This window comes from Pontibacter qinzhouensis (assembly GCF_008017455.1).
Lineage (GTDB): Bacteria > Bacteroidota > Bacteroidia > Cytophagales > Hymenobacteraceae > Pontibacter > Pontibacter qinzhouensis.
The window spans coordinates 1-25,096 of the sequence record NZ_VRTY01000013.1 but is presented as its reverse complement, the minus strand read 5'-3'; the positions used below and the strand labels follow the sequence as shown (position 1 = coordinate 25,096).

The 25,096-nt window shown below is 45.3% G+C and carries 15 protein-coding genes and 2 tRNA genes; 10 read left to right on the top strand and 7 right to left on the bottom strand.

Features of this window, described 5'->3' with window-relative positions; all coding sequences use genetic code 11:
• Positions 1-600: 600 nt before the first annotated feature.
• From FVR03_RS05075 to rlmD, 6 genes are all read right to left on the bottom strand, one after another.
• The gene (locus tag FVR03_RS05075) at positions 601-2,130 is read right to left on the bottom strand and encodes a pectate lyase family protein (RefSeq protein WP_147920682.1); all 1,530 of its coding nucleotides are present in this window, start codon (positions 2,128-2,130) and stop codon (positions 601-603) included.
• A 199-nt stretch (positions 2,131-2,329) separates the two neighbouring features.
• Positions 2,330-3,676, bottom strand: coding sequence for a DUF3826 domain-containing protein (locus tag FVR03_RS24270; RefSeq protein ID WP_187270044.1), 1,347 nt, complete (start codon positions 3,674-3,676; stop codon positions 2,330-2,332).
• A gap of 260 nt (positions 3,677-3,936) precedes the next feature.
• On the bottom strand, positions 3,937-5,970 hold the full coding sequence (locus FVR03_RS05065; protein WP_147920681.1) for a RagB/SusD family nutrient uptake outer membrane protein: 2,034 nt from the start codon (positions 5,968-5,970) through the stop codon (positions 3,937-3,939).
• Between the two features lie 23 nt (positions 5,971-5,993).
• On the bottom strand, positions 5,994-9,305 hold the full coding sequence (locus FVR03_RS05060; protein WP_147920680.1) for a SusC/RagA family TonB-linked outer membrane protein: 3,312 nt from the start codon (positions 9,303-9,305) through the stop codon (positions 5,994-5,996).
• A gap of 1,104 nt (positions 9,306-10,409) precedes the next feature.
• Positions 10,410-10,778, bottom strand: a complete 369-nt coding sequence (locus FVR03_RS05055) for a hypothetical protein (protein WP_147920679.1) — start codon at positions 10,776-10,778, stop codon at positions 10,410-10,412.
• Positions 10,779-10,982: 204 nt separating this feature from the next.
• Positions 10,983-12,407, bottom strand: coding sequence for a 23S rRNA (uracil(1939)-C(5))-methyltransferase RlmD (rlmD, locus tag FVR03_RS05050; RefSeq protein ID WP_147920678.1), 1,425 nt, complete (start codon positions 12,405-12,407; stop codon positions 10,983-10,985).
• 414 nt (positions 12,408-12,821) lie between these two features.
• On the opposite strand from rlmD, the gene FVR03_RS05045 reads away from it, so the two are divergent.
• Positions 12,822-13,634 carry an SDR family oxidoreductase gene (locus FVR03_RS05045; protein ID WP_147920677.1) on the top strand — a complete coding sequence of 271 codons (813 nt, stop codon included), beginning with the start codon at positions 12,822-12,824 and terminating at the stop codon, positions 13,632-13,634.
• A 309-nt stretch (positions 13,635-13,943) separates the two neighbouring features.
• Here the strand turns inward: FVR03_RS05045 and FVR03_RS05040 are convergent, their stop codons facing one another.
• Positions 13,944-14,636, bottom strand: a complete 693-nt coding sequence (locus FVR03_RS05040; RefSeq protein WP_255474062.1) for an SH3 domain-containing protein — start codon at positions 14,634-14,636, stop codon at positions 13,944-13,946.
• Between the two features lie 116 nt (positions 14,637-14,752).
• Here FVR03_RS05040 and FVR03_RS05035 point away from each other — a divergent pair.
• The 9 genes from FVR03_RS05035 to FVR03_RS04995 form a co-directional block, all read left to right on the top strand.
• A tRNA-Lys gene (locus FVR03_RS05035) sits at positions 14,753-14,825 on the top strand.
• Between the two features lie 158 nt (positions 14,826-14,983).
• Positions 14,984-15,056 (top strand) — tRNA-Lys (locus FVR03_RS05030).
• Between the two features lie 173 nt (positions 15,057-15,229).
• Positions 15,230-16,186: a TolB family protein gene (locus tag FVR03_RS05025; RefSeq protein ID WP_147920675.1), complete on the top strand. Its 957-nt coding sequence runs from the start codon at positions 15,230-15,232 to the stop codon at positions 16,184-16,186.
• A gap of 420 nt (positions 16,187-16,606) precedes the next feature.
• On the top strand, positions 16,607-18,574 hold the full coding sequence (locus FVR03_RS05020; protein ID WP_255474069.1) for an ATP-binding protein: 1,968 nt from the start codon (positions 16,607-16,609) through the stop codon (positions 18,572-18,574).
• A 4-nt stretch (positions 18,575-18,578) separates the two neighbouring features.
• On the top strand, positions 18,579-19,205 hold the full coding sequence (locus FVR03_RS05015) for a response regulator transcription factor (RefSeq protein WP_147920673.1): 627 nt from the start codon (positions 18,579-18,581) through the stop codon (positions 19,203-19,205).
• A gap of 310 nt (positions 19,206-19,515) precedes the next feature.
• On the top strand, positions 19,516-19,992 hold the full coding sequence (locus tag FVR03_RS05010) for a DUF4126 family protein (protein ID WP_147920672.1): 477 nt from the start codon (positions 19,516-19,518) through the stop codon (positions 19,990-19,992).
• Positions 19,993-20,331: 339 nt separating this feature from the next.
• Positions 20,332-20,982, top strand: a complete 651-nt coding sequence (locus tag FVR03_RS05005; RefSeq protein WP_147920671.1) for a DUF4403 family protein — start codon at positions 20,332-20,334, stop codon at positions 20,980-20,982.
• A gap of 248 nt (positions 20,983-21,230) precedes the next feature.
• On the top strand, positions 21,231-22,601 hold the full coding sequence (gene hemN, locus FVR03_RS05000) for an oxygen-independent coproporphyrinogen III oxidase (RefSeq protein ID WP_147920670.1): 1,371 nt from the start codon (positions 21,231-21,233) through the stop codon (positions 22,599-22,601).
• A 485-nt stretch (positions 22,602-23,086) separates the two neighbouring features.
• On the top strand, positions 23,087-25,096 hold a 2,010-nt coding region (locus FVR03_RS04995; RefSeq protein ID WP_147920669.1), incomplete at its 3' end, for a heavy metal translocating P-type ATPase.

Genomic DNA, 25,096 nt, shown 5'->3' with positions numbered 1-25,096 from the left:
CAGACACTTTTTATCATGATTAAATACATTCAAGTAAGTCTTGTCGGATTAGGATAAGAAGATGCAATTGATTAGAATTCCGAATTATTTTAGTAGAAACCGGCCTCCGGATACATCTTCTGCTGCTGCTTTTGCCGAGATATTTTTTGTCTGAAATTTTAAGTAAGCCCTTACCTCAAGGATTTTTAGGATGGAAGGATCAGTAAGGTTTTTTGAATTAGAAGCGAACTTTTTGCTGAGGAATTCTTTTCTGATTTTTGTTTAATCTTGCCAATTATTCTAATAAAAAATGCCTTCCGGTGCAGGCTTAGCTGTTGCTGCAATGGTTGAAACACACTTTGCAGAACATAATAACGATCCATCATAAGAATATGAGAGACCTGTATCCGCAGAACTATATGAAACTAATTGAGGCCGCTAAGGCGTGGTTAGTCGGGCGGATGCCCCGCAGCATGATACATTTCTTGGTTCTTGGTAATGACAGGGTTGTATCTTAAGGCAAAGCCCAACCTCTTTTTGAGATTGAGCTTGCTAAGCTGTCTAATTCAGAACATTCTTCTTCAAGAATTTCTGGACTCTGATTTTTTCAAAGTAAGGTGCTTAACTAATCGTATCGACGTTGTTGCCGAGATTGCGGTAATTGATTTTTTCCTGAGGATTAGTACCATTCAGGTATTCTTCAACATTGGTATATCCATCGCCGTCAGAATCTATCGCGCCATCTTTGGGATTTTTAGGATCAAGCTTGTATTTGATTTCCCAATCGTCAGGCATGCCATCGCCATCGCTATCAACAGGTACCTTGCCAGGATCGTATGTCAGGTTTGGATAACCTCCGACTTCGGATACGTCTTTAATGATACCGGTTTTAGTCATCGGTTTTCCAGTGCGCACCATTTCTGTAACCCGGGTGTCCACAGCATCACGTTTGGGTAAAGTAGCTCCGGCCTTCGCTAATACAGACTCAAAAGCGACTTCGGCTGTCTGGTGTGGTGCCACTGGCCATCCTTCGAACGGGGTATTCACACGGGCGAGGTTCTCGGGTCCGCGCATACCAGCCCAGTTGTTGTTGGTTACATCTTTGTTGTCGTGCATCGTATTGCCGGCAGCATACCATTTGCCTGGGCGGTTGGCTGCTTTAGCGTACCAGTCACCTTCGGCCCATGCACTACCGGGAGAGTACATACTACGTTCTTCGATGCGGGCAAAGACCGCGCGCATATTTTCATTTGTAGCAGGCCCCGGTTTGAAATAATTGTTGATGAGATTGACCATAGAAGTTTCGTCTCCACCATCTATTGAACGGTGCTGCCAGTTGAAAACAACATTGTAGCGGAAATCAAATGGCCCTGACATACCTATCGATGGATTCCGAGCCGTGTTGCTGGCGAAGAGGTTGTGATGGAAGGTAGAGGGGTTTCCTCCCCAGGTGCCACCGAAAGCATGGCCTCTGGCATCGAGCGCTTCGCTGGAAATAGTCCATTGAACGGTAATATGCTCTGCGGGATCTTTTATTCGCGTGCTGCCGTCCAGCGATGGTCTCATGTGCCGGTAAAGCGAAATGTTTTCGTCCATTCCCCAGCTTGTAGAACAATGGTCGATGATGATATGATGGTGCGGATTCCCTCCTATATTATCATCCCCTTGTCCTCCGGAAGGAATGCCACGGCGCACACGCAGGTGGCGGATGATCACATTGTGCGTGTTGATATTTAGTGTACCGGCAATACAAATACCATCGCCCGGAGCGGACTGGCCTGCAATGGTGATGTCAGGATGATCGATATTAAGATCTCCATTGACTTTGAGCGTGCCAGCCACACGAAATACAATAATACGTGGCCCTTTTGTTTCTAATGCAGCACGCAGGCTACCCGAACCGCTGTCGTTGAGATTTGTGACGGCAATAACTTTGCCTCCGCGCCCTCCGGTGGTAAACATGCCTCCTCCCCATGCTCCTGGAAATGCAGGAATAGCAGCTTCGGGCAATCGCGGTGGGTGTGGAGGTATTTGTCCGGGTTCAGATTGCCCGGCGGCAATCTTGCCTTTCTGCGCATTTGCGTCTACACCTGGAAATAAAGAAGCAAGTAAAAGCAAGCTCGCGGTGGCAATTTGGTAGGATCTTTTCATTTTCGTTTAATTCTTAACAGAATGTTCCATTAGTTTATAAATTTTACCTGTGTATAATAAAGCCATCTAAACCGGGCAACATTTACGCTTAACATGGTATCCCCGGAAATGTAAAAAACATATAGAATAATCAATTATGTTGTTTGTAGGGCTGATACGGCTATTGACAATTGTGAGGTGTGCTGCTTCTTCGATTGCTTTATTGCTGCCCTTCCCTTTCTACAAAAAGCCTTTTTTCCAGATCCTCCGTAGCCTTCCGCAGGTTGTATCCCTCTCTAGATAAATAGTTGTTCGCTCTTCCCCTGAACTTTATGAACCAATTAAGTCTGCCCTTCTCGTCTAACACATTCATGGCATTGTCCCGCGCTTCCAGCAGGTAACTATAAACCTGCTTCTTCTGGTCATCTTTGAGGCCAGGTAATAGAGCCAAAAAATGCGAATACTCCTCCTGCAGCCTGTTATCTGTCATCTCATTTTTCACGGTTTCAACCTGACTGGAGTCAATAAAAGCGGAAAGAGTCTGAAAAAATAAATTACGTTGGCTAGCAAAGTAAACCTGATACTTAGCCCAAATATCAGCAGCTTCTTTATCCCTTTCCTCCTTGCTTTTCGGAAGCTGGGTTGTGGCATCCATTTTAGCATCCCTTTCCTCTTGAATCTCCTGTACCCGTTGATACTGAAGGGCAATCAAATTCCGCACATGTTCTTTCTGAATGTCGTCTGTAAGGCGCAATGTTCCGGCAACACGATTGGATTGGGCAATTTCCAAGACATCTGAATTTGTATTCCTGCGCTCGGCCCAGTTGGCTCCTTCTTTCTTCAGATCGAACCCCTGCGCGGCTAGATAGTTTGTTATTTTGCCTTTGTAATTTCCAAACCATGCATGCTTTTCTTTGGATGATCCACCATCCATGGCGTATTCCCTTGCCTCCACTAGGAAGGATTTGATCGTCTCCTGTTGCTCACCGGATAAATAGGGCAGCATCAACAAATAGTTGCGGTAGGTGATAGGAACAACATTATAGGTCATCCCATCTTTCACCTGCTCTACCTGCTCAGCAGAAAGTTCAGCAGACAGCCTTGACAAGTATTTGGTGTGCAGTCTGGCTATTTTGGCATCGGTCTTCTGTTCTATTGCTTTTGTGCGTTTAGCGGTGGCCTCTTTGTTATCGCCAGCTTTTTTTTTTGCTTTTTCGATTTCGGCGTCACGGCTGCCCTGGATGTCTCGCAGGTTGCGGTACTGCTGCGCTATAATATCCCGTACACGAATGCCCTGGGATGGGTCAGTAACTCCCAAAGTAACTACTATTTTTTCAGCGCGCTCCTTTACCACTTCAGTGTAGGCGGCTTCCTCTTCTTTCGCCTTCTGTTTGTCTTGCGCCAAAGCAGGTACTGTTAATAGGAGCATCAGTCCCATCATAAGTGCAAAGCCGTTCGAGTGCCAATTCTGTTTATTCATCAGTTTTTTGAATTTCTGTACTAATTTATTTTTGTGCTGAGCAGGTAGAACCTCTACTGCAATTACCGCAAAACTGAAAAGGAGCAAGATCTATAATGTAAAGTTGTGGGGCAGCTATTGTATGCGGTTCCCCACGTTCCTTATCAATCTTGTTTAGAATTGAATTTTCAAGCTTAGTGTTTTTTAGCAGTTTTACATGCCACGTTAGCCAAGAAGATTAATAGCGGTAATTATTTATTTTTTTATCAGGTAGAACATGTTCTGTAAAACAATGGGCAACTACCTGTTGGAGGTTTAGCTCCTCAAGATATTGCCCATTGCTATGCTTCCACAAGTGAGGATTTGTGTTACCTCAGAGGATCAAAATCAGTATTTCCGGTTAAAGCTGGCCAACCTTTTGTTTGTTGAAGGTGGGGAGAAGAAGTTAAAATATTTTGGTGAATTCCGAAGAAATAGTATTCATCGTACCAGGTAAACTTCCAGTTGTTGTTTGTAGGGTCTAAATTATCTCTTTCTTTCACAACAAAGTGGTTGTCATAGAGGTAATCAAGGTATTCGTCTTGGTTTGAAATACCTGCAGGATAGGCAGCTGGCTGGCGATCTATAACAGGAGCACCGGTGCCAGTTACTACTAACGGATTAGTTGTACCTACATGTGGTGTGCCATCTGCTTTTTTTACATAAATCCAATAACCTGTTCGTCGGGTACCGTTTAATGGTTTCATTCCTAATCGCGCCAAAGTATTTACTCCCGGGTAATTGTCGAATAACATCCAGCGTCTTAAGTCCCAGAACCTTTTACCTTCATAGGCAAATTCAATTTGCCTTTCGTGCAACACTGCAGCAAACATTTGATCGCGGCTGGCCATAGCACCACTTAAACCGTAAGCACCATCTTGATTTTCGATGCCTGCCCGTTCTCGTATCTGTTTAATTCCTTCTAAACCTTCCGCTAAACGGTTGGTACCAATAGCAGCCTCGGCCAGGTTCAAAACAACTTCGGCAAATCGCATTTCCATATAGTCGGTCGTGCTGAGGGCAAAGTTGCCATTAGCATTATTTGCCGCCGGGTTAGTAGCTTTGCGTAAGTAAATTCCGGAACTGTTCGGGTTGGTTTCTGTATAACGGTCCGGCTCTAGTGTATTAGCTCGGGCTGCAGTACTAAACCAGGAGTAAGTCCATGTTCTATAATTAGGGTTGCCACTGTATGGCCATAAGGAACCATTGTATGCAAAAGTTTTATAAAAGCGCGGATCTCTGTTTTTATAAAACTTCTTTTCATCGTAGGTGTAAGCAGAAGTAGGATCTCCCATCATTTTGCCGTCTTTCATCGGGAAAGCATCTACCATCTGCTTTGTTGGTGAAATAGAACCACCTCCAAGTATTTCTCTTGGGCGGGCAGCTTGCTCGTGACCATTGTTCCTTCTGGTAAGGTCTGATGTTAAGTTATTATAATTATATACTATTACAGCCTCAGGGTTATTGCTCTGCACAAACCACATATTTTCCCAAGCCTGTCCGGTGGCAAGGTTGCCTTGTTTGAACAAACTTTTACCAGCTACTTCCAGCATCTCCTTTGCCTCCATGTTGGCAACATACGCTCTTTCCCAGCGTTGCATATCATCCGTGCGGTTAAACAGCGGGCTTGCCCATGTTAGCAGCACCCTACCTTTGTAGGCTGCAGCGGCTCCTTTCGTTATTCTGCCCCAACCATTGCTAGGCCAGGCATCCGGTAGCATAGTCTGCGCATCATCCAAATCTTTAATAATCTGTTCTAATGTTTCGGAGGATGAATTACGAGGCAAAGCGTTCGGATTATTACCTTCTCCAAGGTAGGGGCTTTGAGCAGTTAAAACGATCGGGACACCACCATAGAGCTTGAGCAGCTCAAAGTACTGGTACGCTCTCCAGAACAGCACTTGCCCTTTTAACGGGTTGGTAATTTCGGGCGTAAGTCCATGTTTATCTATTTCATCCAAAAAGAGATTAATTTGCCGCAGCCTCGTCCAGGTGTTATTCTGAGTACCCGTTCCCTGTACTCTTTCCCCGAAGTACTGAAGCGCATGGTTCTGATTAATAGCAATGGCACCCCACAACCTATTAATGTCCGTTTCACCGGCCATTTCCTCAGTAGTTTTAGTATACATATCCGTAAACTGACCTCTAACTCCTGTCTGGTCGTGAATAAATGGTTGCCCGTTATTATCAGGCTGAAACATAAAGTAGATATAATCTACATAAGCTTGCGCCGTTACGGGTTGCTCAAATACCTGCTCATTAATCCCTGTCAAGTCTCTTTTTTCCTGTAAAAAATCGTCTTTACAGCTGGCAAGAGCAAGCATGCAAAAAATGAGCGCGTGTATAATATTATATTTTTTCATAATAATAGTTAGCCAACAATGAATTAAAGTGTAAGGTTTATACCCAAAGAATAGGTTCTTAATACCGGGTAATTATCCCAGGCTCCCTCGCTGTTTCTGTAGGTATATGGATTATAAAAATTAATAGGATTGATGCTTGTAAGTACAATGCGGGCTCCTTGCACATGCAGCGCTGAAGCCACATTCTTCGGTAAGCTATAATTTAAGTTAAAGTTGCCCATACGTATTCTGAATGCGCTTACACGCCAGAATGCAGAAGTAGGCGTTGTGCTAATAGCAGTATGAAAAGGGTTTGGTAAGCTACCTGTTGGATTTAATTCCGGATCATAAATGTCGTTCCAGTATCCAGGAGCGTTTTGGAATAAATTGCTGATGTCGCCTTGTATCGCACTTCTGCCATCTATCTCACTCCAACCACCGAAAGAACCTACTAAAACTGCATCGAAACTAAAGCCTTTATAACCGGCTTTTAGTGTTATACCAAAATTATAATTACTAGAAGCTCTTCTTAATAATCGAATCTGGTCATTATCATCTATAATACCATCTGGTTCTGCAAAGGTTCCGTCACTTTGCAGCGGCCCTCGAACATCACGGTAGTAAAGCATGCCAGGTCGTAAGTTGGCTACAGGCTGGCCAAATACTTGGGTTACGTTGTACTCCTGCACATAAGCTGCAATTTCTTCCTGGTTTCGGAACATGCCCAGGTGGTCGTATCCCCAAGTGCCTATATCAAGAGATTCTCCAGGTCGTGGTCCTCTCCAGGGGTAAAGTAAATCAGTTTCGTTAAAGTCATGTTTAAGTACCTTGTTGTCATACCAGGCAAATCGTGTGTCAATACCATATCTGAAGTCATTGCCTATAGTAGCATTCCATCCTACACTTACTTCCGTTCCATAAGTATTTATAGCAGCAAAATTACGTGCAGCTGGTGTGCCTCCTTCAGTTACCGGTATATTACTGCTAACACTCCTGAACATGTCAGTAGCTCTATTATAAAAACCTTCGAGTGTAAGCGAAAGACGGGAGTTCAGGAAGCTGGCATCTATACCAAAATTTTGATTAAACTCGTCGGTCCATTTGGCATCCGGGTTTGGCGTTACTTCCATTTTTATACCGGTACCTTTTGGATCATTGTCGCCAAAAACAGGGGCTTTGCCTCCCTGAAAGGTGTAGCGCTGGCGCCATTGCCAAGGATTGGTATCATCTTTCCCAATTAAGCCTACTGAATAGCGTATTTTAAGTAGGTTAACTGCTTCAGAACGAAAGAAATTTTCTTCTGAAATTACCCAACCTGTACCCAATGAGTAAAACTTACCCCAATAATTTGCAGGAGCAAATTTTGTAGAAGCATCGCTTCGGAATAAGAAGTCTGCCAGGTACTTGCCATCGTAGTTGTAGTTAACGCGGCCAATGTACCCTAATGTACCGGATTCGTATCCGTTGGTTCGCCCATCTATAGCACCAAAAGCCGTATTAAATTGGCCATTAGTTCCTAGCACCGGGTCTTCTTTCCAAACATCTTCCATCCATGATTCTGACTCGGCACGCTCTGCGGTAGCAAAAGCGCTGATAGAGTGTTTTCCGAACTGCTGGTTGTAGCTAAGAGAAAAGTTGATTTGATTTGATGAAGCCGTATTATTTGCAAAACGAACACGGTTATCGTTGGTGAACCTGGTGGCTACCGGGTTAGTGGCCCCTTCGTAAATATGTCCGCGGGAGCCGGTTTGGGTAAAATTGTATAAAAAGTACTGGCTTCCGATCATGGCACTTCTCTCATTTGTCATGTTCCTGGCATAAGTACCCCTGGCTTTTAGACCTTTCAGAAATGGCATTTCGTATTCCGCATAAATATTTAACATAGTGCCCTGGCCACTAATGTCACGGTAATTATCATTATTATTCATTTCAAAGAAATGATAGGCCGATAAGTTATTACCGCTACCGGGTAACCTCACAGGCAAACCATCCATGTACATGGGTACGTAACGCGGCGCTCTAAGCAGGTTGCGGTAATCGTTCTCAATGTTTTCTCCACCAATCTTGCTGTTCATGGTATGAGAGTTCTGGTAGTTGCCGGAAATTTGTAAACCAGCCTTTAATCCTGCTGTTACATTTACATCGGCTCCAGCTCTAAATGTCCATTTGTTGTAGTCTAATTTCCCGATGTTACCGTCTTGCGTATAATAAGCTATGTTGGCAAAATAAGTAGCTTTATTAGCCCCACCACTTACATTGAGTGTATGTCGCATGTTATAAGATGGTTTCCAGGCGGCATCTAACCAATCGTGGTTAATTGTTCTGAAATGTTCCAGCTCATCCTCTCCAAAAAAGTAGCGGTTATCTGCAATGGGTCTGTTAGCCCCATTAGGACCATTTAATATATTTATATACTGACCTGTTTCGTATGCGCTTAACATTTTAGTTCTGTAAGCCTCGTCGTTAACTGCATAAGAGCCGCTGTAGGTAATCCGCGGAGGTCCTAACTTGCCACGTTTGGTAGTAACTATAATTACACCATTAGCTGCTCTGGAGCCATACATAGCAGCAGAAGCGTCTTTTAGAATTGATATACTCTCAATTTCAGAAGGGTCCAGGGTGTTAAAAAAGGTAGCATCCGGCGCACCTTGTGAGGTAACCTGAATCATATCATCAATTACATACAAAGGACTCGTATTAGGACTGTTGCTAATAGACACCGGAGCCCGTACAGTTAAGTTTGCTTGTGACCCAGGCCGCGCTGTACCACCACTTACACCTAGCCCCAGTACACGACCTGTTAAGGCAGCGCCCAAATTACCTAAAGGTAAATCTTCTATTTCTTCAGCTCTGATAGCATCTATTGCTCCGGTAGTCGCACCTCTTGTAGTCGTACCACCATAGCCTGTTGCTATAACTTCCACCTGCTTTAGTTGGTTATCTGCCGCACCCAATGTAACAGCTATAGTCGCTCTGCCGTTTAAAGCAACTTCTTGTTTCTCAAATCCCAGAAATGAAAACAATAATACAGCTTTGGGATCCTTTACAGTTAAAGAGAATTTTCCTTCCGCATCAGTTAAAGCAGCGTTGGGAGTGCCTTTCTCAATTACTGTAACACCCGGTAGTGGAGCACCACTTGCATCAGTTACAGTACCAGTAATAGTGTTCGTCTGAGCTTGCTGGAGGGAGGTAGCTAGCGCAATTTTTCCTTCCTTAATTGGTACAAACGAATTTGCGCCAATATCATAACTGTAGGCATGTGCACCTGTTAGCAACCCAAAGGAGAGGGCTGCCTGTAACAAGGTTGTGCGCCTTAACTGTCTTAAAAAGACATGGCTCTTAAATTGTGTCTGCATTTGTTGTAAAATTTTGGTTCATATAATTTATTAGAAACAGGAGTCCTGTGTTACTCATTGGATGAGTATCAAATTTTGTAGTTTACAGTAACTCATTTCTGCCAGTTATCACTCACAGAAATGAGTTATTATAGGAGTTAGATTCGGGTGGTTATAGGCAATGGGTTTTAATTGTTTTTACTAGATAATAAGTTTAAAAATGCTGCATGTGCTGCGAACAAAGTTTGGCGCTTTCTATCATAATCTGAATAGCTTGAATTAGCTACTTAATTGTATACTTTATTATTCTTACTGATAGAAGTATGCATTTGGAACTAGTAACAATCATTTGTTATTTTTCAATTCATAAATGTAAAAACTAAACATCGTTTGTTAGTATATAATGTTGGCAAATCATTATACAAAATTATCTTAAATCAGAATTTTCTCCTGGAAAAACTGCAATTTCCACAGATTGAAAGAATAGAATTTGGTTAATACAGGTAAATTGAGAATTTATATATAAATCATTTTTGAAAGAAAATAACATCAGTTTACAGAAGAAATGATCGGGAATTAAGGGACTCCTTACGTGCTTTTGCATCCATAAAAAGATCAGAATATTATCTGCCATGCAAGCTTCAGGAAACTTTTCATTAGTTGTTCCCAACATTCTTAAAGCTTCATGTCTGACCTGTCATGTTGGATAGCCTTTACAGGCTGGGCACTAAAATCAGAAGGACGCAAAATACTGTAAACTAGGCTTTATATCTGCTCCTGTTGGAGCAGATGCTAACCATAATAATTTAGGTGCCTGGAGGTAGTGTAGGCAATTAGAAGCAAGTTCGGGCATTCTAAATTCATAGTATTACTTGCAACAGGTCGAATACGTTATGAGGAATGAGGAAGCCTACCTGGTCGCTTGCAAAAAAGCAGAAATGTTGGCAGGAGGTGATTAGAAAAGGGGGGAGAATCTGTCAGCTATTACAGGAGAACGCCGGAATTGGCAAGTGAAGGTTCCTGCGAAAAATTATTCTAATGAAAATGGCCTTCCAGAGGTAATAGTAGGCACCAACTGCCAAGGGTAAACAGTTGGTGCGAGTTATGAAAAGATTCTCTGAAAACTTAATCTTCCGGGAAAGGAATAAATACAAAATTTGTAAAATCTTCGTCTACCACAAACAGGCAGCAGAACTCGTCCGGGTCTCTGTAGGCGGCAGTAAAATCTTCTATTTTATCTTCGGCCACGAGCTTTCGTTGCACAAAGTCTTCGAGGTAAGAAGCTGAAATATCCCACTCCAGCGCCAGTTCCTCCTTGGCCAGAAACAAAGAACCTACCGGCACCTGGGTGCGGCTAAACACAAAAATCGGGTACTTGGATATCTGGCGTTTACGCACCTGGTACGAAGCCTCTCGCAACGTTTCGGCCACCAACACAAAATTCTGGGTGATGGTGCCAAGGTATTTTCCATTTAATTCCGGATCGTTTTCCATGTTTTTTAGACAATAGATTGTAGATGTTAGATGCTAGACTTTTGTATCCCCGATGTACTACAGGGGCTGCTAAAATAAGGAGTTACTGCGCGAAAGAATTAGAAGGTTATATTTTCCACCTTGTTTACGCGCTTCTCGCCTACATGATTCTTTCCAGGATGACGATGTTGCTACTACTAACTCTAAACTCATAACTTTTTACTCTTAACTAGTAAACGGTTTAGCTTTCAGCAACACAATATTTTCTACGTGGTGTGTCTGCGGGAACATGTCTACGGGTTGTACGCGTAGTACGTCGTATTTGTCGGAGAGCAGCTCCAGGTCGCGGGCTTGTGTGGCCGGGTTGCAGCTTACATACACAATGCGGTCGGCATGTACCTGCAGCAGTTTCTCTACCACATCGGGGTGCATACCGGCGCGCGGCGGGTCTGTAATTACCACATCGGGCCGGCCATGGCGCGCAATCAGCTCATCCGACAGAATGTCTTTCATGTCGCCGGCATAAAACGTAGTGTTGGTGATGCTGTTGATTTCTGAATTGATCCTGGCATCTTCTATGGCACTGGGAACATACTCAATGCCTATAACTTGGCGGCATTGTTTTGCCACAAAGTTAGCGATGGTGCCGGCACCAGTGTAGAGGTCGTATACCAGTTCGCTGCCGGTGAGGCCGGCAAACTCGCGGGTTAACCTATAAAGTTCATACGCCTGCTCCGAGTTTGTCTGGTAAAACGATTTCGGGCCAACGCGGAAGCGGATACCTTCCATGTCTTCATGAATATAGGGAGAGCCTTTGTAGCAGATTACTTCCTGGTCGTGGTAAGTATCGTTGAGCTTAGGGTTCACGACATACTGCAGTGAGGTAATTTCAGGGAAACGCTCATGCAGCATGTCCAGCACGCCAGAGATAACCTCCGGTTCGTCCCATTTCACGAGCAGTAGCACCATCAGGTCGCCAGTGTTGGCAGTTCGAATAACCAGGTTGCGCCAGAAACCTTCCTGCTTCACGGCATCGTAAAACGGCAGGTCCAGCGCCAGTGCATAGTCGCGCACCGCCAGCCGGATAGCGTTAGACGGGTCGGGCTGCAGGTAGCAGCGCTTGATGTCGAGAATCTTATCGAAGCGCCCTGGTATGTGAAAGCCGAGTGCGCGGCGCTCAAATTCCTGGCCTGAGTTTATCTGTTCGTTGGTGAGCCAGCCATTCCAGGAGAAAGTAAACTCGAGTTTATTGCGGTAATACCTGTCTCTGTCGTTGCCCAGAATCGGGTCGAAGGGCGGGAGAGTAACTTTACCAATACGCTCCAGGTTATCCTGCACCTGCTTTTGCTTGTAATGTAGTTGCGTGTCGTAGCTGAGGTGTTGCCACTTGCAGCCGCCGCACACGCCAAAGTGCTCGCAAAACGGCTCCACACGCAAGTCGGAGTAGCTATGAAACTGCACAGCACGGCCTTCCATAAAGCTTTTCTTCTTTTTGGTAACCTGAATGTCCACCACGTCGCCGGGAGCCACGCCGCCTACAAAGATCACCATATTGTTGTGGCGCGCCAGGCACTTGCCTTCCGCCACCATTTCCTCTATCCGGATCTGTTCGATGAGTTCGAACTTCTGCTTTTTCTTCTGTTTTCTCACGATGGTGCAAAATTAGGGAAAATTTGGGAGGAGTGTTTAAGATTTGAAAATTTGGAGATATGATGATTTGGAAATGATTGGAGCAACAGCAGCTTTGGAAGGCAGAATTATAGACGGCGACATAATTTATCGGAATCCGAAATGGTATTGCTCCTTAAAAAAGGACACAAGTATCACGACACAAGACTTTTTTTATCTTTTGGGTGAAATGAAAATAATATGAGCTCAAATTCCAGCAAGAACTGTCACTGTCTATATATAGGTCCAATTACTGTATGAAGGGAACTGCCAGGTGCCTGCTGCTGCTGAATGGGTGAGGTAGATTGAAAGGAAGCAAGGGGCTTTCACTGTTCCTTTCAGCATAAATAATAACTTTGCAGAAGCAGGTTTAACTGCTGTTAAATTTTGGTCTGAATGAAAAATAAAGTAATACTTGTAACAGGCGGCACCTCCGGCATTGGCAAAGCCTGTGCCTTTGCGTTTGGCAGGGCAGGAGCGAAGGTAGCCTTTTCGGGAAGAGATGAAAAGCGGCTTCAGGAAACGGCGCAGGAACTTGAAGCCGCTGGCATTGAGACCATTGCCATTAAAGCCGATGTGGCGGTAGAGCAGGAGTGCGAACGTATGGTAGCCGAAACAGTGGCCAGATTCGGCAAGCTCGATGTGCTCATCAACAATGCTGGTATCTCCATGCGGGCACTGTTCCAGGACCTGGACCTGGACGTGATCCGGAAAGTGATGGACATTAACTTCTGGGGCACCGTGTACTCCACCAAATTCGCTTTACCCTATATTCAGGCTGCGAAAGGGTCTATCATTGGTATTTCGTCTATAGCCGGCTATCGTGGGTTGCCTGCCCGCACCGGTTACTCCGCCTCCAAGTTTGCCATGCACGGCTTCCTGGAGACACTGCGCACGGAGCTGTTGCACTCGGGGGTACATGTGCTGATCGCCTGCCCAGGATTTACGGCCTCCAATATTCGTAACTCGGCCCTGGCCGCCAACGGGCAGCAGCAGGGCGAGACACCGCGCGAAGAAGAAAAAATGATGAGCGCCGAAGAGGTGGCCGACCGGATTCTAAAAGCAACGCAGCAACGCAAACGCGACCTTGTCATGACACTACAGGGGAAGATGGCGGTGTGGGTGAACAAGCTTTTCCCGAGCCTGGCCGATAAGCTGGTGTACAATGTTATGGCGAAAGAAAAAGATTCTCCGCTGAAGAAAAAATAGCTTTTCGAAAATTTGAGGTAAAGCCAGAGAAGATGCCACAATTTTTCTCTGGCTTTTATTTTGCCTTCAGAAGCAGCGGGAGATGGTGCTTTGACCCTTGAGGAGCAAAAGCCTAAAATGCCTTCGGAAGGCCATTTTCATTTGAATAATCCGCTTCTGATTTGCTAATGGTTAAATGGTTTAACTGTTAAATTGTTGATTTGAAGGTGAAGGGATGGCCCCGATAACAGACCTTCTTTAGCAGTTAAGTTCTAATCCTTAACTACTAAAGAAGGTCTTGTGTCCTATGATTTGCTACCTGTGTCCACTTTAAGGCAGCTCCAGAATGTTGGTCTTCCGGATGTAAGCCACTTCTCCTTTCCACCGGATTTCATACCAAATGTCCTGTTCCCCTCTAATCGGCACTTTGTGGCCTTGTGAGGCAGTAGCCAGCCAGGCTGAGCCAGCAGAAGGTGCCGACATAATAGCCACATGGTTGTTTTTTATAATGCCGGCATCTCCGAGGTTCAGGAAATTTACATAGTAGAGAATAAACAGCAGGTACAGCGTAAAGCCAATTTTAAAGGTGTTGCTGAACCTGCGGCCTTTGCGCCAGCTCAGGAACATAATCGTAACGGTCACGACTGCTGCAATTAGCATCAGCTCGAGCATACGCATGTAATGTTTGCTGAACTGTGTTTTAAAAAAATGCAGGTCGCTGTATTCGTAGCCGGTTAAGCGGTGCGCGTGCGCCAGCTCTTCCATTTTTTTCAGGACGGAACGGCTCGGTTGCTTTACATAAAACAGATGCAGGTAATACATGGCGCTGGTGTAGTCGCGCAAACCCTCCTTTATGTAAGCCATTTTAAGTAGCATTTGTGGGGAGTAATGTTGCTCCTGCTCCAGTATCTGCTCGTAAATAGTGAGGGCATCGGTATATTCCTGCTTTTGGAAGAGAGAATCTGCACGATCAAGTGAGAATTTATATGGTTGACTGTAAGTGGGTTCGGCACCGAAGCCCAAAAAAAGAATTAAAAATAGGGATATTTTGAACCAAAGACTTTGCATTTATTCAGATTGCTGTTAATTTTGCATCGCAATTCAGGGAGACGCCCAATGAGAATGCAAATTAGTAAAAAGATTCTGTAGCTCAGCTGGTAGAGCAATACACTTTTAATGTATGGGTCCTGGGTTCGAATCCCAGCGGGATCACACGATGTGAGCAGAAGCCTTTTCTTAAGGAGAAGGCTTTTTCTTTCTTACACTTTTGATGTCTGATTCAGAGAAGATTGAAAAAAGTTAAAATTAATTTTTGATAGTAAAGCAAAAAGATTACTTTTGCACTCCCTTTCAGGGAAACAGTTAGTACCGATTCTGTAGCTCAGCTGGTAGAGCAATACACTTTTAATGTATGGGTCCTGGGTTCGAATCCCAGCGGGATCACAAAAGCGCACTTCTGGTGCGCTTTTTTTATTTGTATTAAGGCCTTGTCACTTTGTCTCTTCAGGCTTTTACCTCTTCCCGACTCTTGCTCTACTTAAAAATACTGGTTTTCGTGGATTGTGCCTCCTTTGTGAGATAGCTAATTTTGTTGCATGAACCAACAAAATAAAACTATGAAAAACAGCCTCATTTATCTTCTGTTTCCGCTCTTTATACTTCTTCTTGGTTGTTCTAATGACGACGATACAGCCGTTGCTCCGGTTACCACTAATCCAACCCACCTAAAGGGAACATTATTTTTTGACTGGGCGACCGAAGGGACTTTGGCATTTAACACTGAAACAGCTATAAAACGAGAGTTCCTCTCTTATAACTCGAAGCGCAACAACTGGGACATCTCGCGAGACAACGAAATATTGCTCACTGTCAGTAAAAACGAGATCAGTTCAGATGTTATGACATTTACGATGAGCAAAATGAGTGATGGCAGCATTGCAAACCAGTTTGAGTATACACCACTTAATGGCGGCAGTGCGTTTAATTCCGGTAAATTGTCGCCAGATAAATCGCTGGTTGCCGTAATGCCAACCTTTAGAGAAGGCCTCGTGTTACTGAAAACCGATGGGACAGTGGTAGCTCACCTGGAGGATGTGAACGGGGAGAAATTAGACCGTAGCGAGCAAGTGCAGTGGTTGCCAGATAACGGAATACTTCTAACACATAAAAATTATATTATTAAGATAGCTCCGCCCTATACCAGCGGCAGTTTAGTAAAGGAAATGAATTTTGAAGATTGGGGAGATATGGGTGTAAACCAGCAGGGAACAAAAATAGCTGTTCGGGTAACGAATCATATCCATATGATGAATATAGACGGGAGTGATTTTGTGCAGGTAACCGAAAGCAATTCAAAAGAAGCTTACCCAACTTTTTCTCCGGATGGAAAATACTTGCTCATCGGCACAGATTATAAACCCGTAGCCCCCATGGGAGCGATCTGGTATTTGAAAATAATTCCGGCTGATGGGAAAAAATATAATGTAAGTAATGACAGTGAGGGTGTGATACCGGTCATGATAGATAGAAACAACAGTCTGCAGACAGCTAGTGGTGCTATGTTGTGGCGGTAAACAGTACCGGAAAGGCGTTATAATGCCATAGGCGCTGCTTCTCCTGTTGCTGCGTAAAACATCAACTAAAAATAGTATCTTTCTACTGCTGGCTCAGCTTTTTTGCCATGTTCAACCCTTGACGGAATTCTGATGAAAAACCTTCCGGAGGCTTTTTTCATTAGAATAATTTGTAAGCAACTATTGCAGTAAAAACAGATTATCTGCCAAAACAAACTTGCCTGTAAAAAGTTATTCTTTCAGTTAGTTTGTAATCTTTAATTTGGCGAAGCGTTAGTTCGTATAACCTAAACCTGGATGCTGAAAGCAGCAGGAAATAACCTTTTGTTTGCAATTTGTCTGGTTAGCTGGCGAAGCACTTATAAACGTAGGAGAACACCTGAAAAAGAATATTAATTGAGACGCTGGCTATTCTTCTTGATGGTACTTGTTGTAGCGATTCCGGCACATTGCCAGGAAGCAAGTGAAGTGCGGTATACAGACAGCCTGCTACAACTCCTGGAGACGGCACCAACTAACAGTGCCAAGATAGACCATTTGCTGGAACTGAGCAATTTTTGGAGCGACCGGGATACGACCAGGGCTTTCAGTTATGTTCGGAGGGCAGAAAAACTGATGGGCAGCAGGCCCGGCAATTATCAAAAAGCCTTGTTAGAGCATTTTACCTCCAACATTATTTTTGCGCATCACATCGAAAGGGCAAAAGCTGGGTACATGGCTGCCGAAAAACTTTTGTCCTCTGAAAAAACACCACAAGCCTACACCATTCGGAGCAAAGCCTGGAACAACTATGGCATATTGCTACAGCTGCAGGATAGCGCCAGCAAGTATCTAACCATCACTATAAACCGGGCCTTGCCTTATGCAAGAATGGCAGGCGATAGTGTATTGGTCGGTAATTATCTGCACAATATCGGCCTGATGCTGATGAATGTGCAGGACTACCACAAAGCCGATACTTATTACCAGAAAGCGCTGCTTACGTTCTCTAAGTTGCCGGGAGCGTATGAGAATAAACTGGAGGTGCTGGTAAACCGGAGCAGAAATGCCTTGTTTTTAAAACAGTATGATGTGGCCTGGGCCAACCTGCAACAGGCAGCCACACAATTAACATACGTGCCACATTCTACTCTTGCTGCTGCCTTCTACAGAACCCAAGGCACTTACTTCAGGCACATCCGGCAAAAAGACAAAGCAATCCGGAGCTTTCAGAAAGGACTTGAGCGGGCAGTGGCGTTAAAAGATGGTTATGCCACCCAGGATATTTATTTTGAGTTGTACGCCACCTACCGCGACTTTGAGGAGTACAGCCAGGCTAAGAAATACCTGCTGCAGGCCAACCAGTATGCCGCTCTCAACACTGCTCACAACCGTTTGCTCTTACAGCGTGAACTGGCCCTTGTGGAGTACAAATTAGGGCATTACCAGGAGGCTTACAAGCAACTGGAGGTGTATGCCCTGGCTAAAGATACGTTTCAGGAAGAAAATATGGCACTTAAAATTCTTGATCTGGAGAAAAGGTACGAAAGTGTGGAAAAGCAGAACGAAATACTGAAGCTCCGTGACGAGAACCAGAAGCAGGAACTGGCAATCGTCCATATCCGCTGGTGGACCTATGGCCTTGGCGGCGGGCTTCTGCTTGCGCTTACTATTGCCTGTTTTTCCTGGATGCTGGTGGAGCGAAACCGCAAACTTATGGTGCAAAAGGAGCAACTCTACCAGGAGGAGCTACGATCTATGAAACAGCGTGAGCGCCTGAAGCAGTACGATGCCGTATTGCGGGGGCAGGAGCAGGAGCGCAACAGGATGGCCCGCGACCTGCACGATGGCTTAGGTGGTTTGTTAGCTGGCATTAAACTGAAGCTATCGGCTATTGTGAGCAGCAAAGAACAGGTACTGGCCAAAGACAAACCGGACATGCTGGAGGTGGTGGAGCAATTAGATTTTTCTGTTGATGAACTGAGAAGAATATCGCGTAATCTGATGCCCGAGTCTCTGCTGTTGATGGGACTGGAGCCGGCACTCGCTGACCTTTGTATGTTTATGGATACACCCCAGACTGCAGTACGTTTTCAGCCACTGGATATCGGAAAAAGCTATCCCAAACCTTTGTTGGTAGCCATTTACCGTATTGTGCAGGAGTTGTTAACCAATGCTGTAAAGCATGCCTGTGCCAGTGAGGTTATTGTACAGTGCAGCCAGCTGGAGGAGGTGTTTTTTCTGACCGTAGAAGATAACGGGAAAGGCATGCCCACGTCACCAGACGCACCTGCTCAGGGCTTAGGGCTTTCGAACATCCGGAACAGAGTAGCGTTGCTGAACGGCAGCCTGGAAATTCTGTCGCAGCCAAACCAGGGAACATCTTTTAATATCCAGATACCGCTTTAGATCCGTGGAAGATAAGAAAATACAGCTCGTGCTTGTAGATGACCATCCTGTTGTGCTGCAGGGGTTCGCATTTATGTTTAAAGATGTGGCTACGATAGAACTGGTGGCCACTTTTTCTGATGCTGATGCTGCCATAGCTTATGTAGAGAAGGCAGCTGTGGATATTGTGTTGCTCGATATTAACCTGCCAGGCCTTAACGGTATTGATGCCTGCAGCCTGATTAAAAAGAAAAAGCCGCACGTCCGGGTTATCGCCATCAGCAACATAAATGAGTTCAGCATAATTAAACGCATGCTTTGTTCCGGAGCAGCAGGCTACTTGCTGAAGAATGCCGCTCAACAAGAAGTTATTTCCTGCATAGAGCAGGTTTACCAGGGCGAAACAGGTTTAAGCGAAAGTGTGAAGGAAATACTGAGCCGCCACCAAAGTGGCCAGCTGCCTGTTATAACCAAGCGAGAGAAGGAGGTGCTGGCGTTGCTGGCAGCAGGTTTAAGTTCTGTAGAAATCGGAGATAAAATCTTTATAAGTCCGCTTACAGTAGAGAGCCATCGGCGCAACCTGTTACAGAAGTTCAGGGTGAACAACGTGGCTGCCCTCGTGCACAAAGCCACAGAAATGAAGTACATTTAAAAGCCTGTCTTTACAATTTGGCCTATTGACCCTTGACACCTATCTGGTGAAAAACCTTCTGGAGGCCATTTTCATTAGCATAATTTAGGATCTTGAAAGAAAACAAAGGGCAAAGTATATCTAGAACTCTCTTACTTCTACTTCGCACCCGTATTGAAGCAGGTTAGGGAAGATCAGTTGGTTTCTGAAGACCCGGAGCTTTACGTTAACCTATTAACAACAGTAGCACCTGTTACTTTTATAGTAGCATAAAAATAAAGATGTTAGTTGCGCTTTCCGTCTGTTTCCGTATACCCTAAAAAACATAGCTATGATACTAACAGAGAAAAATACTATTTTACAAGCAATAGGCATGGGGGCTATAGCAGGAATGCGTGCCATGTCGGCTCCTGCACTTATAAGCCACCAGCTACACAACAAACCATCCCATTTACTGGCCGACAGCCCCTTGCGCTATTTGCAAAACGATTGGGTTGCCACCGGTTTAAAGGTTTTCGCGGCTTCAGAACTGGCCGGCGATAAAATGCCACAGGCTTCCGATCGTATTATTCTGCCATCATTGCTGACCAGGGCAGCATCTGGAGCTTTGGTAGGAGCCACTGTTTTTGCCACGCAAAAGAACAAACCGCTTGTAGGTGCTTTGGTTGGTGCGGCAGCGGCTATCGGAGCTACCTATGCCAGCTTCTATGGCCGGAAAGCGCTTTCTGCGTATCTGCCCGATACCGCCTGTGGTGTTATAGAAGATATTATAACCATCGGGGCGGGCTGGGCCATTGCCCGGCAGTAGGGGCACCTGCAGCTGCTACAATACAAACACAATGAGCTTTATAAGCTGCTCCGGGTGCGGCCTGGGGCAGCTATTTTTATTAATTACCAGCGGTTGTAAAGTAGGTTTTTCAGAAAAGAAAACAGCTTGAAAGTGAGATTAGCAGAATATTTTTTTGATAACTTGTAATTGATTGACAGTTAAATTGATAGAAAGCGTATAGCGGCTGGTTTACCTGTGCTGCGGAAGCCCCGAACTTAGTTTGAGGCTTTTTTTAGTTACATTTACGGCCAACAGCGCCTTGCAGTGGCGCAGAAATAGAGCACTTTTCAGCTTTTTGCACCCTACTTTCAAGAACCCATGGAAAACTTAATCAGCATACAACTTCCAATAAAAATAGCTTATGCTGCTGTAGAAGGATTATTAAAAAAGCAGCTGGTGGGGGAGTATATTCCGAAACCCGAAGCCGGAAAAGAAGAAAGTCCTTATGCGCAGATACTGGATGTAGGAGTGGCAGGAAGTAGTGCAGGAGAGGGCACCATTTTTCTGCATGTGAAGCTGAGAATACTCCGGACGCTTATGAAACGGGACCAGGTAGATTTATATGTAGTGGCTTCGGTGGGCTACGATAACGAGGCGCAGTATGTATTTGTGAAGAACTTTAAGGTGGAGTCCAGAACGCGCAGCACCTTTTATAACAAGGCGCTGGAGGTGCTGGTAAACAAAGTGGCTTATAACCAGATTATACAAAAAGCGAACGTAAATTTGCAGGCTATCCTATCGGTGCAGCTTCAGAAACTGAATACCCAACTGGCCGAAGGGCTGCAGGTAAAAGGTTTAAAACTGAAAGGTGCTGTAAGCGAAGTAGCCGTACAAAACATACTTCCGCAGCCAGATAGAATTACACTTTCCGTTGAAGTTAAAGCCGCTTTGGAGGCCGAAGTTTTTGACCTGCTAAGCTTAATGCCGCCACAAGCCCCCGCTGATGCCGCTGTGGAGCAATTGGAGTAAAAGTTGCAGCAAGTGTTTCTATTTGACTAGCCCACACCAGCCCTTGACACTTTTTCTTTAAAATAGCTTTTGAAGGGCATTTTCATTAGCATAATTTAATCTGGGTGCTCATATTCAGCTTTTAAGGTGAAGCAGCAGGCTGATGAAGGTCAGTGACTTTTCTGTTAAATGTCATTTTTATCCTACCAGTTCCGGCCGAATTTTGCAGTGTTCAAAATCGGATAAAAGTACAAAGTTCGAAGCCGGAGATGGAAATACAGAAAGAAGACCTTATCAGAAAATACAACGTGCCAGCCCCTCGTTACACAAGTTACCCCACGGTGCCTTACTGGGATACCGACGTGCCCGAAGCCAGCCAGTGGATGCAGGTGGTGAAGCGCACGTTTTCGGAGTCTAATGCAGAGAAAGGAATTAGCCTGTACCTGCACCTGCCTTTCTGCGAAGCACTCTGTACCTACTGTGGCTGCAACAAGCGCATCACTAAAAACCATGGGGTAGAAGATCCTTACATCAAGGCCATCCTGAGTGAGTGGCGGCAATACCTGGCGCAGTTTCCCGAAAAGCCAATTATCAGAGAGTTGCATTTGGGCGGTGGAACACCTACGTTCTTCAGCCCTGAGAACCTGCGCCTGTTGCTGGAGCAGCTATATGCCGATGCTGAGTTGCACCCCGAAAAGGAGTTCAGCTTTGAAGGCCACCCGAACAACACCACCACCGAACATTTGCAGACGCTTTACGACCTGGGCTTCACGAGAGTGAGCTACGGCATCCAGGATTTCGACGAAAAAGTACAAGTCACCATTAACCGCATTCAGCCTTACGAAAACGTAGAACGGGCTACCAACGAAGCCCGCAGAATCGGGTACGAATCCGTTAACTTCGACCTGATTTACGGGCTGCCTTACCAGACCCTGAAAAGTGTGGGCGAAACCATAGACAAGGTGGCTCAACTCATGCCCGACCGGATCGCTTTTTACTCCTATGCGCACGTGCCCTGGGTAAGCCCCGGCCAGCGCAGCTACACCGAAAAAGACTTGCCCGATAATGCTGAAAAACGTGCCCTTTATGAACTTGGCTTAGAGAAATTCAAGGCACTGGGTTACACCGATATCGGCATGGACCATTTCGCGCTGCCGCAGGATTCCCTCACGCTGGCGCTGCAGAACAAACAGCTGCACCGCAACTTTATGGGCTACACCACCTGCCAAACCGATCTGCTCATAGGCCTGGGAACCTCCTCTATCAGCGATGCCAAGTATGCCTACATGCAGAACCTGAAAAAAGTAGAGACTTACAAAGAAAGTGTTCTGGCTGGTGAAATGGCCATTTTGAAAGGCCATTTTCTGACAGAAGAAGACTTGCTCCTAAAAGAAGCCATACTCGATATTGCCTGCAAAGGGGAGCTGTACCTGACCGAAGAAATTATGAAAACACTGGACACCGATGCACTGGTGGAGCTGGAGAATTTCGAAGCAGAGCAGCTGATAGTAAGAACCACTAACTTATTGCGAGTTACAGACCTGGGAAAAGCGTTTACCCGAAACATCTGCAAAGTGTTCGACCGGAAACTGAAGCAGGTAGTAAAAGACAACGAGCAGGTGTTCAGCAAAGCGATTTAAGGACACAAGTTTATTTGAAAAAGGTATGGGCTTATGAGCTAAACAGCTCATAAGCCCATACCTTTTTTATAGCGTTGCCCTGATGACCACTATTTTAACAACCTACTGAACATTCTCTAATGCTGTTAACTTCTGATGCAGCCAAATGTAGCCTCAGCCCTTGCGGCTGATCATGACCCCAAACCAAAGGAAGGCTAATGCATCTCCGGAAGGCCAATTTCATTAGAATAATTTGGTTGATGAATGGTTAGATGGCTAAATGGTTAATTTGGAGATGTGAAAATTTGGAAATTTGAAGATGGAGCATGTAATAATACCAAAAACACAAATCAACTTTTAACTCATAACTTTTAACTTTCAACTTTCAACTTAGTAAAGCCCTGTGTCCAAACAAAGTGATATAGATCACTTTTCCAGCTGACTTCCATTCTTCTGCCTGCCGTGGCATCTGGGTACTTTTGTGTATCAACTAAAAGAAAATTGAGATGGAAGCCGCACTCCAAACCAATATTCAGACTTGCTACCATTGTGGTGACGACTGCAACGATAAACCAATTGTTTCGCATGAGAAAAGCTTCTGCTGCGATGGCTGCAAAACTGTTTACGAACTTCTCGAAGAAAATAACCTCTGCACTTATTACAACCTGGAGCAAAGCCCGGGCATATCTGGCAAACAGTCACTTGCCGAATCGCGTTTCGGTTACCTCGACGATGCCGGGGTAGAGGCGCAACTGGTGAACTTCCGCAGCGATACCATCAGCAAACTGACTTTCTATATTCCGCAAATGCATTGCAGCTCCTGCATCTGGCTGCTCGAGAACCTGTTTAAACTCAACCCGGGCATTTCAGAATCTACCGTGAATTTCATGCGGAAAGAGCTTTCACTCACCTACTTTAACGGGCAAACTACGCTTCGTGAGGTGGTGCAGCTGCTGGCACGCATTGGCTACGAGCCAGCCATAACCCTGGCCGACACCGACGGCAAGAAAACGACAAAGTACAGCCGAACCATTATTTACAAGCTGGGTATTGCTGGTTTCTGCTTTGGCAACGTCATGCTGCTGGCCTTCCCAGATTACCTGGCCGTTACAAACAGCCTGCAGCGCAGCTTTGGCTCGTTCTTCGGTTACCTGAGTTTAATCCTGTCAATTCCGACCTTGCTCTACAGTGCCCGTGGCTTTTTTACTTCTGCCATAGAAGGCATGAAGCAGCGCATGGTCAACATAGACCTGCCTATTGCCACCGGTTTGCTGGCGCTGTTCTTTGTAAGTGTGTACCAGGTTTTAACAGGTTCCGGCCCCGGCTACCTCGACTCCTTTACAGGTTTGGTGTTTTTCATGCTGATAGGAAAATATTTTCAGCAGAAGACCTACGATACCCTTTCCTTCGACAGAGACTACACCTCTTACTTCCCGGTATCCATTACGGTGCTGAAAGACGACCAGCAGGAAGAGTATATACCTGTGCGTAACCTTAAAGTAGGGCACCGCATTCGTATCCGGAACCAGGAGCTGATACCTGCTGATGCTATTTTGCTGCGAGGAACCGCTATGATCGACTACAGTTTTGTGTCTGGTGAGTCGGAGCCGGTAGAAAAGGTGGTAGGTGAAATTATTTATGCTGGTGGCCGCCAGGTAGGAGAGAGCGTGGAGCTGGAAGTGGTAAAAGAAGTATCGCAGGGCTACCTGACACAGCTCTGGAACGATAGTGTTTTTTCGAAGCAGGAGCAGGCACAGAGTGTAGGCACTTACGCCAACGCGGCAGGTAAATGGTTCATTATTGCCATTCTGATTGTGGCGGCTGCCACACTGGCTTACTGGGTGCCACGCGACCTTACGATGGCTGTAAATGCCTTCACCTCGGTGCTGATTATTGCCTGCCCTTGCGCCTTGTCTCTGGCAACACCTTTTGTGCATGGCCATACCTTGCGCGTGTTCGGTAAAAATAAGTTTTACCTGCGCAACACAGCCGTAGTAGAAACACTGGCTAAAATTGATACGGTGGTATTCGATAAAACCGGTACGCTTACAGAGCCAAGTGCTGCCGAGGTAACTTATACCGGTAAGGTGCTGACACAGGAGCAGGAGCGAGTAGTTAAATCTATTCTCAGCCACTCCACACACCCGCTGAGCCAGCGTATTTTCCAGAGCATGCCCGGCGAAACAAGTACTGTATACAATTTTCAGGAGTTCGCTGGTAAAGGACTGCTTGGCGAAGTAGACGGGAAACTGGTGCGTGTAGGATCTGCTGCCTACCTGGGCGTGAATACCATAAAAGGGCACGACACGATGCAGACAGCCGTGTATGTGTCAGTAGATGGTGTTTTGCTGGGTTACTATACCTTCTTCAACGTGTACCGCGATGGTTTACAGGATATTCTGCAAGGGCTGGAGCATAAGCACATCTCTGTCTTATCCGGCGACAACGACCACGAACTGGTGCGCCTGCGGGAGTTGCTGGGCGATAAGGCATCTTTAAATTTTAACCAGTCGCCG

What these genes read in the sequence shown, in the direction of transcription:
- FVR03_RS05075 (WP_147920682.1), bottom strand. Translation starts at nt 2,130, where the DNA reads ATGAAAAGATCCTACCAAATTGCCACCGCGAGCTTGCTTTTACTTGCT.
- FVR03_RS05065 (WP_147920681.1), bottom strand. Translation starts at nt 5,970, where the DNA reads ATGAAAAAATATAATATTATACACGCGCTCATTTTTTGCATGCTTGCT.
- FVR03_RS05060 (WP_147920680.1), bottom strand. Translation starts at nt 9,305, where the DNA reads ATGCAGACACAATTTAAGAGCCATGTCTTTTTAAGACAGTTAAGGCGC.
- FVR03_RS05055 (WP_147920679.1), bottom strand. Translation starts at nt 10,778, where the DNA reads ATGGAAAACGATCCGGAATTAAATGGAAAATACCTTGGCACCATCACC.
- FVR03_RS05045 (WP_147920677.1), top strand. Translation starts at nt 12,822, where the DNA reads ATGAAAAATAAAGTAATACTTGTAACAGGCGGCACCTCCGGCATTGGC.
- FVR03_RS05025 (WP_147920675.1), top strand. Translation starts at nt 15,230, where the DNA reads ATGAAAAACAGCCTCATTTATCTTCTGTTTCCGCTCTTTATACTTCTT.
- FVR03_RS05020 (WP_255474069.1), top strand. Translation starts at nt 16,607, where the DNA reads ATGGTACTTGTTGTAGCGATTCCGGCACATTGCCAGGAAGCAAGTGAA.
- FVR03_RS05010 (WP_147920672.1), top strand. Translation starts at nt 19,516, where the DNA reads ATGATACTAACAGAGAAAAATACTATTTTACAAGCAATAGGCATGGGG.
- FVR03_RS05005 (WP_147920671.1), top strand. Translation starts at nt 20,332, where the DNA reads ATGGAAAACTTAATCAGCATACAACTTCCAATAAAAATAGCTTATGCT.
- hemN (WP_147920670.1), top strand. Translation starts at nt 21,231, where the DNA reads ATGGAAATACAGAAAGAAGACCTTATCAGAAAATACAACGTGCCAGCC.